This window comes from Rickettsia sp. Oklahoma-10 (assembly GCF_039954865.1).
In the GTDB taxonomy this organism is placed as follows: domain Bacteria; phylum Pseudomonadota; class Alphaproteobacteria; order Rickettsiales; family Rickettsiaceae; genus Rickettsia; species Rickettsia oklahomensis.
The window spans coordinates 614,567-633,643 of the sequence record NZ_CP157197.1 but is presented as its reverse complement, the minus strand read 5'-3'; the positions used below and the strand labels follow the sequence as shown (position 1 = coordinate 633,643).

Sequence of the window (19,077 nt, the reverse complement as noted above, 5' to 3'; positions counted from 1 at the left end):
TAAACTATTTAATATAGAAAAGCAATTATGCTTTGCAAGAATTATTTAAATTGTGATGTGGATCAGAAAAATATCCGGTGTCATCTTGCGATTTGATCGCGGGACCCACCAGATGTACAATACTAAGATTATAAGTACTTTAAGTGTTTGTAGATCCTGTGGTCAAACCATGGGATGAGAATTACGCAAACAAAATAACGTTAATTATAACCTTTAGCTTTTATTAACATACACTCTATGTTAGCATTTCCTTGAACTAATGCAATATCTAACGGATATTTGCACTCATCATTTAGAGTAGAAATTTTAATGCCGCGTATGACCAGAAATTTTGCTAAATAGTAATTATCATTATAAATAGAAGCAGTTAGTAATGTTTCACCTAGTCTGTTCTTTTCGTGCAATATAGGATAAACATCAAGTAACGTACGCAGTTCAGAAATATTATTGTTATCAATTGCTCTAAAAGCATTATCTACTGCACTACAATAAGATAAGTTGGCATAAATATCTTTGTGTTTATTTATATCATAATCATATTTAATAAAACTCTCTACAATTTTTCTTCTTTCAGCATTTACTATCCATTCTTTTTTCTTTTGGAATAGCCCTATATATGCATACATATCCATCTGCTCTAAAGTCGCTTGCTCAGTTAGTTTACCAAGAACTATATCATCATCAGGTAAAAATAACATTTGTGTTTCATCTTTAACAAATTTTGTTGCCGATTCCAATGTTTCATTATCTAGTGCATTATCTTGTTCTTGAATCATAACATTTGGAGAGCTTACTAGCAGTGATTTCTCTTGATTATTTGTAGCTTGACTATTCTGCGTCTCTAAAGGCTTACTGTGATTGGGTTTCACTACAACAGGTATGAGTGGAGTATTCCAATCTTGTTTTTTCGGCATATACGAGCTAACCGTTAATGTCTTTTTCGTATTATTTATCTCTGCCGAAGAATTAGTTACAGACACTACTTTAGGCAGAGTACTAACAGGTGTATTTGGACTACTCGGCATTATAGGTTGTGTAGACGATTGATATGTAGGTATTACCGGCGGTGCAGGTACAGATACTACCAGATTTTCTGCCGGATGCACTATTGCCAGCATGGTACTTGAAGTAGTATCTTGGGTTACCGGTGTACTAACTGCATGCAGAGAAATAGCAGGCATATTAGACACAGACAGTGTGGCCGACGATACTATAGGTATTACGCTTTCTTTCTCTTTATTAGCATCAGGAGGTGGATTAAGCGGAATAGGCGTATGTACAGGTGGTGACGGAAGTACTACATAGTTTTCAGGGCGAACCGGAGTCATAGATACCATCTGTCTTGGTACGTTAAGAGTTATATTGGATGCTAGATTTGTTTCAGCATGTGCATTAGAAATAATTTCATCATAACGCATTTCATTACTTGCAGCACTAGGTAATGTTGCATTACCTACATCCATAAAAGGTTCAGATGCCTCAGTTTCATTAGATTCATTAATGTCATGAGAAGCTAAATCTACACTACTTGCATGACTGGTATTTTTTGTATGAACAGTATTACTTGCAGCACTAGGTAATGTTGCATTACCTACATCTATAAAAGGTTCAGATGCCTCAGTTTCATTAGATTCATTAATGTCATGAGAAGCTAAATCTACACTACTTGCATGACTGGTATTTTTTGTATGAACAGTATTACTTGCAGCATTAGGTAATGTTGCATTACCTACATCCATAAAAGGTTCAGATGCCTCAGTTTCATTAGATTCATTAATGTCATGAGAAGCTAAATCTACACTACTTGCATGACTGGTATTTTTTGTATGAACAGTATTACTTGCAGCATTAGGTAATGTTGCATTACCTACATCCATAAAAGGTTCAGATGCCTCAGTTTCATTAGATTCATTAATGTCATGAGAAGCTAAATCTACACTACTTGCATGACTGGTATTTTTTGTATGAACAGTATTACTTGCAGCATTAGGTAATGTTGCATTACCTACATCCATAAAAGGTTCAGATGCCTCAGTTTCATTAGATTCATTAATGTCATGAGAAGCTAAATCTACACTACTTGCATGACTGGTATTTTTTGTATGAACAGTATTACTTGCAGCATTAGGTAATGTTGCATTACCTACATCCATAAAAGGTTCAGATGCCTCAGTTTCATTAGATTCATTAATGTCATGAGAAGCTAAATCTACACTACTTGCATGACTGGTATTTTTTGTATGAACAGTATTACTTGCAGCATTAGGTAATGTTGCATTACCTACATCCATAAAAGGTTCAGATGCCTCAGTTTCATTAGATTCATTAATGTCATGAGAAGCTAAATCTACACTACTTGCATGACTGGTATTTTTTGTATGAACAGTATTACTTGCAGCATTAGGTAATGTTGCATTACCTACATCCATAAAAGGTTCAGATGCCTCAGTTTCATTAGATTCATTAATGTCATGAGAAGCTAAATCTACACTACTTGCATGACTGGTATTTTTTGTATGAACAGTATTACTTGCAGCATTAGGTAATGTTGCATTACCTACATCCATAAAAGGTTCAGATGCCTCAGTTTCATTAGATTCATTAATGTCATGAGAAGCTAAATCTACACTACTTGCATGACTGGTATTTTTTGTATGAACAGTATTACTTGCAGCATTAGGTAATGTTGCATTACCTACATCCATAAAAGGTTCAGATGCCTCAGTTTCATTAGATTCATTAATGTCATGAGAAGCTAAATCTACACTACTTGCATGACTGGTATTTTTTGTATGAACAGTATTACTTGCAGCACTAGGTAATGTTGCATTACCTACATCTATAAAAGGTTCAGATGCCTCAGTTTCATTAGATTCATTAATGTCATGAGAAGCTAAATCTACACTACTTGCATGACTGGTATTTTTTGTATGAACAGTATTACTTGCAGCACTAGGTAATGTTGCATTACCTACATCCATAAACAACTTAGCATGTTCATTTTCACTAGGCTCTTGTGAAAGCTTTGGATCCTCTTGATCTGCTGCTTTAGTTTTTTTTGATTTAGGAGGTATATCGTTTTGTTTACTAAAAAATTGCTTAAATTTATCAAAAATAGAAGTATCTGAATTAGAGCTAACCTCTTTGTCTTCGGTAACTACTTCGGCACCAGATAACGAGGGTGGTATAGCATAACTTTGGCCTGTCACCAATAACAGTCTGACAAAAAATAATATCTTACATAATTTATTTAACATATCATTCCTTATTAAATATATAGTTGATAGATTACGGATGCTAAAATCTAAACCTATAAAAAATAAGTTTTTTATAAGTTTATTTTTTAAATATGTACCTATTCTATAATTAAGGTTATATTTCTGTACTCCTGCTTCCGCTGGAATGACATAAATACCTTATCTCTTACTACTTTGCACCAATTTCTTTATTTCAACCTCTACTAACTCTTTAACAAGTAAAGGTAGATTTTTATCAAGCCATAGCTTAAGTTCTGGTTTCAACATCTCAATAACTAATTCTTCAAGTGCATTTTTAGATGGAATATTATTATCCAACTTGTACTCTTTAATAATATCGGTAAAATTTTTTAAAATATCACCTATTACCTCAGCAGATTTAGTTGATATTAACTTCTCTCCTTCATCTTGATTTACCATCTCTGTTAGTTCTAATATATCTTCATCTTCACTATCATTTCCGTGCATATGATTTTTACGCTTGTTAATTACTCCTTTGATCAATTTTAATATGTCTTCTATAGACATATCTTGCTTCTTACTTTCTGTACTCACGTTAGAAACCTATAAACATTTTCTTTTTAAGAGTCTTAAACTCTTCTTCAGGACTAAAATATTTTACTTTAAGTTTTAAACTTTTAGCTGTTAGCTCGCCGGTTAACAATTTCATTTGATATGCCGCAATTACTGAAGATTTATACGCATCTACACGAGTTATTTTCGCTTCATATAATTTTTCTTCAGCAGTTAAAACATCTAATATTGTTTTAGACCCGACTATTTCTTCTTGCACAGTACCATCATATGATATTTGAGCAGCATCCACACCTTGATTAGCTGCAATAATACGTGATTTTGCTGCTTCAAATCCCTCCCACACACTTACAACCCCTGCGTGGGTCTGCTTTATCGCACTATCAAGCTGAACTGCGCTACTTCTTGTTTGATTCTTAGCCAATCTAATTCGCGAATATTGAGCTCCTCCTTCAGGATAAATAGGTATATTGACTGCAAGAGTAGTAGTAACACTTTTAGTGTTTATATTTTGAACAACTGGATCTTGCGGATTATAGTTGATTCTACCCGATTGCAACTTTACGCTTACTTGCGGCAATAATTTTCCTTTTTCTGCCATTTCTACAGCTTTAGCCGAAGTCACATTATGCCTTGCCGCATCAATATCAGGATTTAACTTAACAGCTTTTTTTGTTAACTGATCTAATGACACAGGTAACATTTTAGGTAAATCAGGCATAGTTATATTAGTTGGTTCTATTCCAAATACTCTAATAAAATTTGCTTTTTTTCCTTGAAAATCGGCATAAGCAGCTAGTTTATTTGTTTCTGCCGCTGCAAGCCCTGCTCTTGCAGTTGCTATATCTATTTCTGTTGCTTCTCCAAGCTTTAATTTTTCTTCAACTATATTAACTTGTTGTATGTTAGTGCGGACCCTACTTTCAGAAATATCATATTTCTCTTTACTCTCAAAACAATCAAGATAAACAGTTATTAAATTTAATAATACTTTCTGTTCGCTGGCATAATATTCGCCTCGTGACGCTCTAAATCCTGCTTGAGCAGCTTTAAGAGCTGCAACACTAGAACCCCCGTTAAATAATGATTGCTCAATTGTGAATGCACCTTGATCGCTATCTGTTTCCACTGGGGTAAGACCAAGTCTCTCTGCATATTTTTTATTATATTTATTTTTATTGTTATTTCTATTAATCTGCAATCCGGCACTAGGCATAAACTCTGAAAAAGCTCGTGAAAAACTCTCAATTGAGTTCAAAAATTTAATTCTCGCAGCTTTCAGCTCATCATTATTCTTATACCCTGCAGTTAAAGCTTCCTGCAAATCAACAGAGACAGCTGAACTAGTAAGTAATAATATAACAATGAATGTAGTTAATTTACGCATAAATTTTTTGAATAATTAATAATATGTTAGTTAGATTAGTGTAATCTTTCAAAAATATATAGCTATACCATAAATAATATAAATCTATTGTAGCAATATTAAACACTTAATATAACAAAAATTAATCTTAAGGACAATGATAACTATTTTACATTTTATTTTATGGTTATAAAGCTTTAAGATTATTTAACATCTGATAATAAACTAATAAATTTTATGTCTATAATTGATTTTTCTCACTTCAGTCAATTTAATAAAGAACAACAATTAGAACTACAAACACTTTTAATAAAATTAAACGGTTTTATAAAATAAATGTAAAAGATTTGGAAGATCATTTATTTTATATTTTACAACATTCTTTAAATGAATTATCTCACACTGAAAATAGATGTAGAAAAAATAGAAAAGCTTTTTAATAGAACAATCCAAGAAGCCATAACTACTCTATCCGCAGCACTTGAGAAAGTATATCAAGAACAGTTAAAAACAAAAGATATCTTTTTTATTTGACGAAATTATTATAGAAAAATGTTTAAACGTTTTAGAACAAGTTTTAAAATTTCAGCAAGAATTGGATACACTCTCTCCTAGAGCTTCGAAAAAAAATTATAGAATCATGAGAAAATATACTAGTTGGAATCATATCAACCCAAATACTGATTCTTGGGATATTTATCCAAATAAATAGAACATTAACAAAAATAAATAATCTTATTGACTCTGAAAAGCAAGCTATTGTTAAAAGTAACAAAATTGCATAATGATATAAAAGAAATGAGGCAAGAAATTAAAGACAATACAAATCCTGAAAAGGTATATACAAAAGCCAAGAAAGTTGCTTTTTTTTTCAGAAATATCAAAAGAACCATCTCGAAAAATTATTGAAATAGCAAATAAAAATCTTAATAATAAAGCTACCCTAGAGAATGTTGTAGAGGCTATCAAAATATAGCAAACAGTAAAGATGAAGTCGAAGAAAAAATTAGTAGAACTAAAAAATAATATTGAAAGTGCAATTCCAAAATATATAAATATTGACAAATTATGTCAATATTACTATTTCTAATAATCTAAACGAAACTAAAACAGAATTATTAAAAATATTAAATGTAGATAGATTCGTTTGCCGAAAAGATAGAATTCTTCTGTAAAGCAGTGGGAAAAGCTGTAGAAACTGCAAGTAACGTAAAAAAAATAGTAGGAATAACACCCAGTAGTAACAAACTTGGAAGTGTTATAAATTTAGCAATAAAACTAACTTAGTACTGCCTCCGATCTTAGCAGTTGCAAGCAAATCTAGCTCCTAATATAGTTAATATAGGTAAAGCAGTGGTTACGAAAAACACACAACTTAACTCAATAACAAGGAAGAACAAACATTGTCTAATTATAATACTCATATTTTAATTGCCATAGGATGTTTAGCATTAATAGTAACATTTTTAATATATAAGAAAATAGTAGCATGTAAAAAAAATATATTCCCTACTGTAGAAAGTAATGTTGACTATAACCAAAATGTTGCTCTTAGTAGTAAAAAGCCAAAGAATAAAAAGCTAACATTACAAGAAAGAGTAGAATTATCTTGGAAATTTCTTTATGACATCACGGAAATTATTTTAAATAAATTCTCTAAAGAAGATGTTATTCAAGTGAATAAATGCGGTCAGGTTTTACTCGAAAATGGTGTTAGATATGAACATGTAGTCGACCTTGCAATCCTTCAAGTCAAATCTCATACCCAAACAGTTGAACAAGAACAATCTAAAGGTAAAAAGGCTTTAGGGGTATAATATACTTCTTTGTTTTGGAGAGTAGCATTTTATACTCCTCTTCAAAGCAGGTTTTAAATTATTGAGTAACCAAATAAAAGGCAGGTTCTGCCTTTATTACACGTCCAATTATATCTTTTTTGTATGTATATTACTTTTAGGAGTAAGCTTTGATTAAGTTATATTTATTAAAATCAGCTTCCTAGCTAAATAGGTAGTTTTATTAAAATATTTTAAATACATATCTTGTTACTATATTGTTTAATAAAATTAACCAATGCTGACTTAAGGATTACTAGATGGTTTGGCATTGACTTTGGCAATTTGTAGCTTCTTTGTATAAAAATGAAAATATAGTAAATAAATGTAGAATTTTTTAGCCCCACCAAAAATAATAAAGATACTTTATATGATTCATATTTGCATTAGAAGCAAAAAATAAATTAAAATAATTAGGCATAATAACCAATTATAAGATAACAGCTTAATATATTAGTGAAACGTGAACCATCGCTTGATCAAAAACAAGATTGGAGCATTTTTAAGAATAACACAGGCAATTGCAACCCATTGTCTTTACCCAACACCTTTCTCACTAACAATAGTGTTATACCATACCAGTAAACCCTCAATAAATTCATAGATATTTATAGCTCTTACAGCACTTTCTCTTTCCTTTTGCATAGCATTCTCTTTTTTTACGTACCCAATTCTCGCTGATTGAGCGATGCAAAAGCACAATTTGAAGCATTCATGATATCTGCTATGTAGTAGCATACCAGAAATTTTCAGCAAATAGCAACGTTAGAGACATAATAAAAGCTATAGCCCCACTAATCCTAACCAGATTACTTAAGTAAATTACATATATATCCAATATACTAAGTGTAGTATTATAGAGATAATTAGATCATACTTATAATATTTAATTGCTACAATCAGCTACTTAATAAAATAAATTATGCATCTTACCTAATGCACTCCATTTTGACAAGTTGGGTACAAAACTGTAATGCAAGTGGTTATAATGGAAAATAATGTACTAAGTTTGACTTAATTTATATTCAAATTACTTGATACATTATTATAATAATCATCACCTATACCGCTATTCTTCCTATTACTGAACTGGACAGGTTATTTTGAAAATCAGTATAGGACAAATTAAAATAGTGATTACATATTCATCATATCTTGAAAGATATCAGGCATTACTGTTAAGTTGAGTAAAATCGTGACCACACCAAACCAAGTCAAGTATAATTGTACTATTAAAACACACTACTGACTTTTTATTATACCTTTAAACGTAATTTATTCATTTTGCGTCAATAAATCACAGTATAGTTTTATATAATTAGAATAAATACCGCATACAAGCGGTGCAAGCATCATGTTAGATATAAATATTTATATAGCTTTACAACAGCCCATAAAAAAGAAATGGAATAAATTTTGGTTTTTATAAGTTGAAGAAATATTAGTCAAATTTAGGAAACTTCTGTATATGAATACCAAAACCATCATTGCAAGCATGCATTGTTACATAGATTGGTTGCAAGCAATTCTTGTTAGGCAACTCCAAATTTCATATATACTAACAAGTAAATGAAGAGTCAGTAGACAAATATACATTGTTTCTTAAAGATACTTACTATTTTCTTCCCTAATTAATGTTATTAACTGTTTGACTGATAATACTTCCTGGTCAGTAGTACCGAGTCTTCTAATTGTTACTTGTTTATTTTTTTCTTCCTGTTTACCGATTACAGCAATAATTGGTATTTTTTGATTAGAAAACTCACGAATTTTATAATTAATTTTATCAGGTGAGATATTAATATCTGTTCTTACACCATTATCAATTAAAGCTTTTTGTACTTCTAAAGCGTAATCGTTTAAATCGCTTGTGATTGTTGCAATAGCAACCTGTACAGGTGCAAGCCAACACGGAAAGCACCCTGCATATTCTTCTATCAATATACCTATAAAACGCTCAAGTGAACCAAGTATTGCCCTATGCAGCATTACAGGTCTTTTCTTTTCACCGCTTGCTGCAACATAACTAGCATCAAGTCGTGCTGGCAATACAAAATCCATCTGAAGCGTACCGCATTGCCATTGCCGCCCTATCGCATCAGTTAATACAAACTCAAGCTTTGGACCATAAAATGCTCCCTCCCCCGGGTTTAGCGTATAAGTATACTTTGCTTTTTCTACTGCTTCTTTCAAAGCATTCTCGGCCTTATCCCACACTTCATCACTACCTGCACGAATTTCAGGGCGATCAGAAAACTTTACTTTTATATTGTTGAAGCCGAAATCCTTATAAACTTCCGTCAGTAATTTACAAAAACTAACTGTCTCATCGGTCATTTGTTCCTCTGCACAAAATATATGAGCATCATCTTGTACTAAGCTCCGTACTCTCATTAAACCGTGCAATGCACCAGATGCCTCATTACGGTGACACAATCCAAACTCTGACATACGAAACGGCAAATCACGATAACTCTTGATACCTTGTTTGAAAATCTGCACGTGGCAAGGACAATTCATTGGTTTTAACGCTAATGTCTTACCATCAACATCTAAGGTAAACATATTTTCATGGAATTTTTCCCAATGTCCTGAAACTTGCCAAAGGCTCTTATCAACTAAAACAGGAGTCTTAACCTCAGTATAACCGTTCTTACGATTTTTTTTTCTGATATATTGCTCAACTATATTATATATACTCCAGCCTTTATCATGCCAAAATACCATACCTTGAGCTTCTTCTTGAAAGTGAAACAAATTAAGTTCACGCCCAAGTTTTCTATGGTCACGTTTCTCAGCTTCTTCAAGCATAATAAGGTAATTATCTAGCTGCTCTTTTGTAGCCCAAGCAGTACCGTATATACGCTGTAATACTTTATTACGACTATCACCTCGCCAATAGGTGCCCGCAACTTTCATCAACTTAAAATACTTAACAAATCCTGTAGATGGAGCATGCGGTCCTCGGCATAAATCAATAAAATTACCTTGTCTGTATAAAGTAATCGGCTCATCCATTGGTATTGAAGCAATAATTTCGGCTTTATAATGCTCTCCTATCAACTTAAAAAATGCTACAGCTTTATCCCTATTCCATAACTCTCTTGTTATTTTCTCGTTTTTCTTGGAAAGTTCTTGCATTTTAGCTTCTATAACAGCTAAATCATCGAGAGTAAAAGGTTTATCACGAGCGAAATCGTAATAATAGCCGTTTTCAATTGCAGGACCAATCGTTACTTGAGTTTCAGGGAACAGCTCTTTTACAGCTTCAGCAGTTAAATGAGCTGCATCATGCCTTATTATTTCAAGACATTCAGGATCCTTTGCAGTTAAAATACGAAGCCTGCAATTATTTTCAATTATAGTACTTAAGTCTTTAAGCTCACCATCTATTTCAGCAACCATTGCGTGTTTTGCAAGTGACATTGAAATTGCATTCGCTACTTCATAGACGGTAATGTCCTTTTCAAATTGTCTTACACTACCATCGGGTAAAAAAATATTTATCATTTTTTATTATAACTTTATTATTTCTAGGTTTCTGCTTTGCCGTTATGGTTCTTAAAAAGTCCGATGTCATACCGTAACTTAAAAACCACAGTATATATCCAGAAATATAACTTATAGCATTATAAATCCCGCGATCAAGTCATGGTATAACAACTCGATTTCTTGAACCGTACAATACTTCAAATTATTTACTGATAACTTATTCTTTTTCTTGATCTATTCGAGCAATAGCATTCATAAATTCTAATACTCTCGCATCACTAAAAATCTGATCTATAGTTTTACCGTTAACAGTTAACCCATCATCTGTAACTTTTATATCAACTATTAGAGATTCGCCGTCTTTTAATGCAGAATTTTTACTAAACGCTTCTATTGATCCAAAGCCGTATTGCTTTATTACTGAAGATTGTTTTCCTAGATTTAAAGCAAATGACTTGGAATTTTCTATTTTATTAAGTACTGGTATTATAGCGTTATTAGTATAATTCACAAAATTATTTATAAACACATTTGGATCCGATAATTTTATTACACTTTCTAGATTCAGAGGATTCTCTAAATTAGGCATATCAATATCAATAGTAAAATTAAAATCATCTATTACAAGATTAGTTTGACCAGATAATTTTTTTTCTTCAGGGTCAAACTCACCTTTTAAATTAAATTCGGAATTATTTATTTTTGCAAAAACCGCCATTATTCTCTCTCCATCTTCTTGAGTAATAGGGCTATTAAGTTTAAAAATTTTGTCTAACTCAGCTCTTTTATTTAAAGCATTACTAAAGTAACGTCCTAAAGCTTCAACTGCTGTCTTTTGATATATCTCCGAAGGTTCTATAGTAGATTTAATATTTAAAGCAAAATTAACAATTTTATCTTTTTCTATATTTAAGTTATATAAATTACTTTCTACTTTTCCTTGTCTTTCAATACCACATGCAAATAAAAATGGCTTACCTTTTACTAATTCGCCTAGTATTTGCATAAAAACAACAGCATCATCTTGCTTTTGATCTAGAGAAAAGTTTTGAATTAACAGTTTTCCAAGAGCTACTAGCTCATCGCTATATTTAAGCTTTAGTTGTCCTGTATAAGTAGTTGGTACATTTAATACATCCAAGTGTGTTACATCATATTCAAATGAGTCAAAATTAACTTTCTCTCCTATTTTATCTCTTAAAAATTTTAAAACTTTGTCAGAGAAATTTTTACTATAGTTTTCCGAAATAAATAAAACGATACTTTGTCCATCCAAAGTTAATAAATTAAGATTATCTGATGTTTTAATATTAGTAATTACACAATTACTAATATCACTTTCTGCTAATTTTTTTGCGCCCTGAGAACTATATAGAGTTGATTTTCTATCACTCATACTTAATTTCCAACAATCAGTCTCTCTATTAAATAAAGATTTTCTAAACCAAATTGTTGTATGATGATCAGGAGAATAAAAAACATTTTCTTCATCCTTAGCAGTAGTAATTTTTACATTATTTCCGTAAGAATCAATTTTTGTAATATTCAAAAACGGTACGTATCTAATAACTATCTCATCGTAATAAAAATCTAGAGGTTTTAACATTACTTTATTTAAAGTAACACTAAAGCTATATTTATTAACTTTTATTGAATTATAAGTTATATACTCTTTATATTTATCAAGAATAGAAATAATATTCTCTTTACTTTGAGATTCAAATTTATAGGCAGCATATCCCCAACCTACTAATATTAGTGCTAAGAAGCTTATTATAATAAATCGTATTTTCATCTTTTCTACTGTAAAAAATTATTGTAAAAATGTCGTTCCTGCGTGGATAAGCTGTCTGATGTCACCCTGTGGCTTAACCACGGTGCCTAGTCTTTATTTTACTTTTTCTAAATGCCGTGTATCAAAAGCATTTTTCAAGTTCAAAACAGCACATGCCGCTTAAAAATATATTTATTTTTCTTTAAAACGATCGGCTATTAGCTGATATGATTCAAAAGCTTTACTTGGTTCAGTTTCAAGCAACTCAAATCCTAATTTCTCATTACTGTTAATGTGCCATAATCTACAATTATCTGGACTAATTTCATCAGTTAACATAATGATGGATTCTTCACCGTTAAAAACACGCCCAAATTCCAATTTACACTCAACAAGCCGAATCCCAACACCAATAAATAAGCCACTTAGAAAATCATATATATGCAAAGCTTGCTCTTTTACTGCTTTAATTTCATCCCTAGTTAACCAGCCAAAATTTAATATTTGATACTCATTAACTATCGGATATTTAAATTCACGATTTCGGACCTTAAAATCAATGAGCGGCTTATCAAATACATATCCTTCTTCCATCCCAAATTCTTTTACAAATCTACCGCACGCTACTGATGATATTATTACTTGTATCGGAAAAACCTCAACATATTGAATTAATTGCTCCCTCATATTTATTTTTTCGATAAAATGATTTGCAATGCCAATCATTTCTAGTTTATCCATTAGAAAAGAAGAAATATTATTATTAAGTACCCCTTTACCTGATATATCAACAATCTCACCAGTTTCTAAAATAGCCTTATCGGAAAAAGCCATTATAAGTAAAAAATCTTCTTCGGCAGAATATAAGATTTTACTCGAACCTTCATATAATTTTTTTTTCATTTATTTATCTCAAAATTCATAATAAAGAGTACTAGGACCAATAATTGCTGATGTAGTAGTACCACTAAATATTTTATGTGCCGTATTAATAATGTCATCGGCTTTTATATTCATAATAATTTCCATGGTCTCTGCAGGCGAAATATATTTATCGAAAGCTGCATAATTTTTCCCTATTTCTTCTGATTTATAAGCTACTTTTTCTTGTGCCATCAACAAATTACTGCGTAATTGCATTTGAGCTCTAATCATCTCTTCTTCATTAACTTTTTCAGTCATCTTGACTATTTCATTTTTTAGCTCTTTACATAATAATTCCAATTTATCATGGGCGGTACTTGCATAAATAGTAAATACTCCACTATCAACATATGTAATATTATAACTACCAACTGCATATGCAAGCCCTAGCCTTTCACGAATATGCCGAAATAAACGTGAAGACATACCACCACCGAATATTATAGCAAATAGCTGTGTTCGGTAAAGCCTTTCTAAATTAATATACGGCGTTCCTTCAAAACCCAGGATTAAAGTAGTTTGCTCTAAATCCTTATTGATAAAGCTATTACCTCCTATATATTTTGCAGGTAGAAAACTACTTTTTACTCCTTGCTTCAAAGAAGAAAACAATCGCTCTGCAGTACATACTATTTTATCATGATCAACATTTCCGGCAACTGATAAATACATATTTCCAGCATTATAATGTTTATCTATAAAACTCAAAAAATGTTCTTTAGTAAAACTAGCTAGTGTTTTGCTTGTCCCAAGAATGGGTTTACCGAGTGGCTGATCCTTATAAACACTACTATAAAACTTCTCATATATTAAATCATCAGGATTATCGTGGCTATGGGCTATTTCCTGTAATATCACCTGATACTCCTTAGCTATCTCTGCTTCAGAGAAGATAGAATTTTGTATTATATCAGCAAGTATATTAAGTGCTTTATCACAATTTTCGGATAATACACGTGCATAATATATTGTTTTTTCATGACCTGTGTAAGCGTTAAAATGACCACCTATCTCGTCAAATTCTTCAGCTATTTGTTTTGTCGTTCTTGTTTTAGTACCTTTAAAAGCCATATGCTCAAGAAAATGAGAAATGCCCTCTTCTTCAGGATTTTCATAGCGGCTTCCGACTTTAACAATTAAATTTATCGCCACCGAATTAACATAAGGCATATTATATGTTAAAATCGTCAAACCGTTTTTTAATTTACTAACGTTAAAATTTTCTTTCATAATTATTTTTTGTTTTCTCTCTTAATTTTGCAAGACGCAAAAATCTTGCAAAGGCAAAAATCATTGAATCTACAAACCCGTCAAAACCGAATACAAAATATCGTCTGATAAAAAATGCTTTAAAAACCCACCATAACATTTCAGTTGCTATTCGGATATTTGAAACTTTTTTATCTTGTACCATTAAATCTTGTGCCTGCTCACTAGAATAAAAATTTGCTTTAGTAACCAACTGATCAATTGAAGTACCCGAATAATGATAAGCATCTTCATTTAATAAATAAACTTTATCTGTAAAATCCACATCTTGATTAAATACTACCGAATCATGAGTAGTACTATTTACAGTATTTGCAAAGCTTGCAAATTTTTTATTATATAACCTGATACATTTATTAAATGGAGCAAACATCCGTGGCTTTCGGTCATTACGATGCATTATTAAAAGCTTTATTTTATAGGCTAAATAACGATCTTGATTTCCAGATACAAAAATATATTCTATTTCATTTTGTAAATCTTTAGACAACTCCTCATCAGCATCAATATTAAGAATCCAATCATTTATACAAAGACTTTCAGCAAAAGATTTCTGCCCTACATAACCAAGCCACGGCTTTATCACTACCGTTGCCCCTAATTCTTCAGCTATACTAACCGTATCATCACTACTTTCACTATCTACTACTATCACCTCATCAACAATATTTTTTACACTATTTATAGCTCTTGCTATCCTGACTGCTTCATTTTTAGTAATAATAAATGCTGAGATTTTTGTCATATACTTACAGTCATTGCAAGAAAATTACACCTTGTTGTATGGATCGAAAAATGTATTCAGTGTCGTTCCATAGCTTGACCACGAAACCCATAAAAACAATAAAAATACTCATAATCCCCTAGTAAAGCCATAGGGTGACAACAAAAAAATCAAACATATACTATCACCCTCAACACTAATTTAACTACATATGTTAAAAGTAATGTGGATAATAATCCGCTAAGCCATAAAATAATAAACCATTGCCACCCTTTTAGACAAGAGGTTATCTTTTCTAACTTTTTAATATATTGGATGATGAGATGATTTGCCACGGAATATATAATAACAATAGAAAGTGTAGCCAAATATGACAGGCAGAAATATCCCAGCTCCTATCAGCAGTAAAGACTGTGACTCCGGTGCTGCCGCTGCAGTTTCAAACGTAACGTTATAAGGAACGATATATGGCCATATACTTATAACAAGCCCTAAATATCCTAATAGAAATAATAAGATCGTATAAATAAACGGCTTTACTTCTTTTTTCTGCTTGATGGCTTTAATTAATTTGATAAATATTAAAGCAGTTACAATAGGTATAATTGATAAATAGTAAATATTCGGCACACTAAACCAGCGATGATTTATTTGGTTATTTAAAAAAGGAACCCATAAGCTTACAAGGCCCATAAAAAGTGCAACGTAAAATAAAATATATAAAGCAGATTTATAAGCCCAATCTTGTGTTTGCTTTTCTGTTTTCAGAATAAGCCAAGTAGCACCCAAGAGTGCATAACCAAATATTAATGCTACCCCTGTCATCAACGAAAAGGGAGTAAGAAAATCAAACCCCCCCCCTGCAAATTCTCGTTCTTCTATTTCTATTCCTTGAACAAACGTACCAAGCATTAAACCTTGACAAAAAACAGCAAGCATAGAACCAAAATGAAAAGCATAATCCCAAATATAACGATGGCCTATATGAGCCTTTAAACGGAATTCAAAAGCTACACCGCGAAATATCAGACCGAGTAACATCAATGTAATAGGAATATATAAAGCCGGCATTAACAGTGAATATGCAAGTGGAAAAACTGCAAATAAACCGCCACCACCAAGTACCAACCAAGTTTCGTTACCATCCCAAAAAGGAGCAATAGAATTGATCATTTTATGACGGCAATCATCGGTAGGTGCAAATGGAAATAAGATTCCTATCCCTAAATCAAAACCGTCTAATAAAACATATAAACAAATAGTAGTAGCTATAAGCCCACCCCAAACAAGCGGTAAATCTATATAAGATGTAAAGTTTAACATGAGTTTTTTAACAAATTAAATTAAAATGATAATACAATTTAGCCAAAGCGTTATCTGCTGTAATATATCGATAGATAACCGGCGATTAATCCAATACAAGCTCTTTCACCAAGAGGCAAACCAAATTGCTCTGCTTCTTTTTTTAAGCGTTTCATTTCTTCTATAGCCTGATCAAAAGCTAATAATATAATTTTATTTATTGAAGCTGAAATCATTGCTTTACTTTTAGAAGATGATATATTTAGCTCTGCTATCACACTACCGCTATATTTACCATAGACATAATAGATAACGGCAATAATTCTTCAACTTTCTCACTATCATTTTCTAAGTTAAATAATGCAAGCAAAGCAGATGCATCTAAAATGCATTTTATTCATTTTTAAATTCCTTTTTTCTTGCATCAATTCAAGACTAAATTATTATATATTACTTCTTATCTTTAGATTTTACCAATATTTGCAATTCTTTTATTTTATTTTTAAAGGAATCAATTTTAATTCCTCATCAAATATTAACATTAAGTGATCTCCTAAAGAAATATGTAATTAGTCTCAATTTTGCAGGAATATTTATTCTGCCATTTTCAGATATATTAACTATATATTCTAAGTGCATATTTAAAAAATGTTTTGATTATTCAATAAATATAGTTAAAATTACAATAATGATTTTATATATTAATATAAAAACTGTTTTACTTTTCTAATAAAGGGTTATTCAATCCAATCTCTCCATACATTTCTTTATTATCTATCGCCTCTATACCTTTTTTTATCAAATACATTATGTAATATATACCTGCTCCGAAAATGAGCGCATATACTACTATAAAAGCAATTAGAGAAATAAATACATATTTACCAAGTACCGGTGATACCATATCCACGGTTTTTAAAATATTATACACTATATAAGGTTGTCTACCTACCTCAGTTACAAACCAACCAGCAAGTACTGCAATAAAACCTGAAGGTGACATTAATATATACCAATATTGAAACCAATGCGTAGTATGTAATCTTTTCTTCAAATAAAGATATAAGCCTGCTACACCTGTAAATACCATTAAGAAACCAATACCTAACATAATACGGAAGCTAAAAAATACTACTGCAACCGGCGGACGCTCTTCTTGTGTCCATTCTTTCAACCCTTTCACCTCACCATCTATACTATGTGTCAAGATTAAACTACTAACATAAGGTATTTCTATAGCATATTTCGTTTTTTCTTCTTTCCCGTCAGGCAAGCCGATAAGATTAAAAGCTGCTCCTTTTTCCGTATTCCAAATACCTTCTATAGCCGAAACCTTGACCGGCTGGTATTTAAGAGTATTTAAACCATGTAGATGACCGATAAATATTTGAATAGGCGCAACGATTAACGCCATTAACACCGCCATAAAAAGCATAATTTTAGCATGCTCTTTATAACGATTATTGAGTAAATAAAAACTACCTACACCACCAATGACAAAAGAAGTAGTTAAATAAGCCGCCGTAATCATATGGAAAAAACGATATGGGAAAGAAGGATTAAAAATAATATCCAACCAATTTACAGGATAAAAGAACCCTTTGCCTTGCAGCGCAAAACCTGCAGGCGTATGCATCCAACTACTGGCTGCAATTATCCAAAAAGCTGAGATTACAGTACCAATGGCCACTATTAACGTAGAAATAAAATGTACTTTTTTACTTACTTTATTAAAGCCAAATAACATTATACCTAAAAAAGAAGATTCAAGGAAAAAGGCAGTAAATACTTCAAAACCGAGAAGCGGTCCGAGGACATTTCCAATCTTATCTGAAAAATTTGACCAATTAGTGCCGAATTGATAAGACATTACAATGCCTGAAACCACCCCCATACCAAAAGCAACAGCAAAAATCTTAATCCAAAATCTGTATATCTCTTGATAAACCTGTTTTTTTGTTTTTAACCATAGCCCTTCAATTACCACTAAAAAGCTTGCAAGCCCTATAGTAAAGGCAGGGAATATTACATGAAAACTTATGGTAAAAGCAAATTGAACCCTCGATAATAATACTTGATCAAATTCCATTATGATATATCCTTCCCACGGAGGTGGGGATCCCAAAATATGGTACAAAAATTATATATTTGACGCAATAAATAATATATGAGAAAAAACAAATTTTTATATGTTTTTCTAGATTCCCGCCTCCGCGGGAATGACATACAATCACATCAATACAGTATTTGATTTAATAAGCCGCTTTTGCTATTATTAAATTCTATCTGATTAGTTTTAACAAATTTCCCTTTTTCGGAGTTCCAATTATAATGAACATTTACTATTCTTACTTCTGTAACATTAATATCACCATTAGGCAATTGCGTTACATCATACCCTTTTCGGATAGAATCTGTAATTAATAAACTGGCTTGACAAATATATTTTACATCAAAGAACGGAGAATCGCCTTCCTTAGACTTTTCTTGTTCTTCTAAAAAATTATTAGATAATTCTTTTTCTTGCATTTCTAATGATTTTGAATTTATTGTCTGAGTTTTGTAGCATTATTTAGGGTAAGAAGCAAGGCTTGTTTATT

General features: G+C 31.5%; 13 protein-coding genes and 2 pseudogenes. 2 read left to right on the top strand and 13 right to left on the bottom strand.

Features of this window, described 5'->3' with window-relative positions:
* Positions 1 to 200: 200 nt before the first annotated feature.
* The 3 genes from AAGW17_RS02820 to AAGW17_RS02810 form a co-directional block, all read right to left on the bottom strand.
* Positions 201 to 3,257, bottom strand: a complete 3,057-nt coding sequence (locus AAGW17_RS02820; RefSeq protein ID WP_347938551.1) for a hypothetical protein — start codon at positions 3,255 to 3,257, stop codon at positions 201 to 203.
* A gap of 159 nt (positions 3,258 to 3,416) precedes the next feature.
* Positions 3,417 to 3,812 (bottom strand): DUF2497 domain-containing protein, encoded by a 396-nt coding sequence (locus tag AAGW17_RS02815; RefSeq protein ID WP_347938550.1) that lies wholly within the window; start codon positions 3,810 to 3,812, stop codon positions 3,417 to 3,419.
* 1 nt (position 3,813) lies between these two features.
* Positions 3,814 to 5,178, bottom strand: a complete 1,365-nt coding sequence (locus AAGW17_RS02810) for a TolC family protein (protein WP_347938549.1) — start codon at positions 5,176 to 5,178, stop codon at positions 3,814 to 3,816.
* Between the two features lie 366 nt (positions 5,179 to 5,544).
* Between AAGW17_RS02810 and AAGW17_RS02805 the strand changes: the two genes are divergently transcribed.
* Both AAGW17_RS02805 and AAGW17_RS02800 read left to right on the top strand, forming a co-directional pair.
* A complete protein-coding gene (locus AAGW17_RS02805; protein WP_347938548.1) occupies positions 5,545 to 5,691 on the top strand; it encodes a hypothetical protein in 147 nt (48 codons plus the stop codon).
* Between the two features lie 869 nt (positions 5,692 to 6,560).
* Positions 6,561 to 6,974, top strand: coding sequence for a DUF2660 domain-containing protein (locus AAGW17_RS02800; protein WP_347938547.1), 414 nt, complete (start codon positions 6,561 to 6,563; stop codon positions 6,972 to 6,974).
* Between the two features lie 1,620 nt (positions 6,975 to 8,594).
* Here AAGW17_RS02800 and thrS read toward each other — a convergent pair.
* The 10 genes and pseudogenes from thrS to AAGW17_RS02750 form a co-directional block, all read right to left on the bottom strand.
* Entirely contained in the window at positions 8,595 to 10,502 is a 1,908-nt protein-coding gene (thrS, locus tag AAGW17_RS02795; protein ID WP_347938546.1) for a threonine--tRNA ligase, read from the bottom strand.
* 199 nt (positions 10,503 to 10,701) lie between these two features.
* Complete coding sequence (locus AAGW17_RS02790) at positions 10,702 to 12,279, bottom strand: phosphoribosylaminoimidazolesuccinocarboxamide synthase (RefSeq protein ID WP_347938545.1); 1,578 nt, start codon at positions 12,277 to 12,279, stop codon at positions 10,702 to 10,704.
* Positions 12,280 to 12,450: 171 nt separating this feature from the next.
* Positions 12,451 to 13,161 (bottom strand): phosphoribosylaminoimidazolesuccinocarboxamide synthase, encoded by a 711-nt coding sequence (locus tag AAGW17_RS02785; RefSeq protein WP_347938544.1) that lies wholly within the window; start codon positions 13,159 to 13,161, stop codon positions 12,451 to 12,453.
* Positions 13,162 to 13,170: 9 nt separating this feature from the next.
* A complete protein-coding gene (locus AAGW17_RS02780; RefSeq protein WP_347938543.1) occupies positions 13,171 to 14,412 on the bottom strand; it encodes a M16 family metallopeptidase in 1,242 nt (413 codons plus the stop codon).
* Entirely contained in the window at positions 14,396 to 15,196 is an 801-nt protein-coding gene (locus AAGW17_RS02775; protein ID WP_347938542.1) for a glycosyltransferase family 2 protein, read from the bottom strand. Before AAGW17_RS02775 ends, AAGW17_RS02780 begins: the two co-directional genes overlap by 17 nt.
* A 282-nt stretch (positions 15,197 to 15,478) precedes the next feature.
* Complete coding sequence (cydB, locus tag AAGW17_RS02770; protein WP_347938541.1) at positions 15,479 to 16,498, bottom strand: cytochrome d ubiquinol oxidase subunit II; 1,020 nt, start codon at positions 16,496 to 16,498, stop codon at positions 15,479 to 15,481.
* A 7-nt stretch (positions 16,499 to 16,505) separates the two neighbouring features.
* Positions 16,506 to 16,874 (bottom strand): annotated as a pseudogene (locus AAGW17_RS02765) (type II toxin-antitoxin system VapC family toxin).
* Positions 16,875 to 16,927: 53 nt separating this feature from the next.
* A pseudogene (locus AAGW17_RS02760) lies at positions 16,928 to 17,116 on the bottom strand (AbrB/MazE/SpoVT family DNA-binding domain-containing protein).
* A gap of 79 nt (positions 17,117 to 17,195) precedes the next feature.
* Positions 17,196 to 18,566 carry a cytochrome ubiquinol oxidase subunit I gene (locus AAGW17_RS02755; RefSeq protein ID WP_347938540.1) on the bottom strand — a complete coding sequence of 457 codons (1,371 nt, stop codon included), beginning with the start codon at positions 18,564 to 18,566 and terminating at the stop codon, positions 17,196 to 17,198.
* A gap of 146 nt (positions 18,567 to 18,712) precedes the next feature.
* A complete protein-coding gene (locus AAGW17_RS02750) occupies positions 18,713 to 19,006 on the bottom strand; it encodes a DUF2671 domain-containing protein (RefSeq protein WP_347938539.1) in 294 nt (97 codons plus the stop codon).
* Positions 19,007 to 19,077 lie beyond the last annotated feature (71 nt).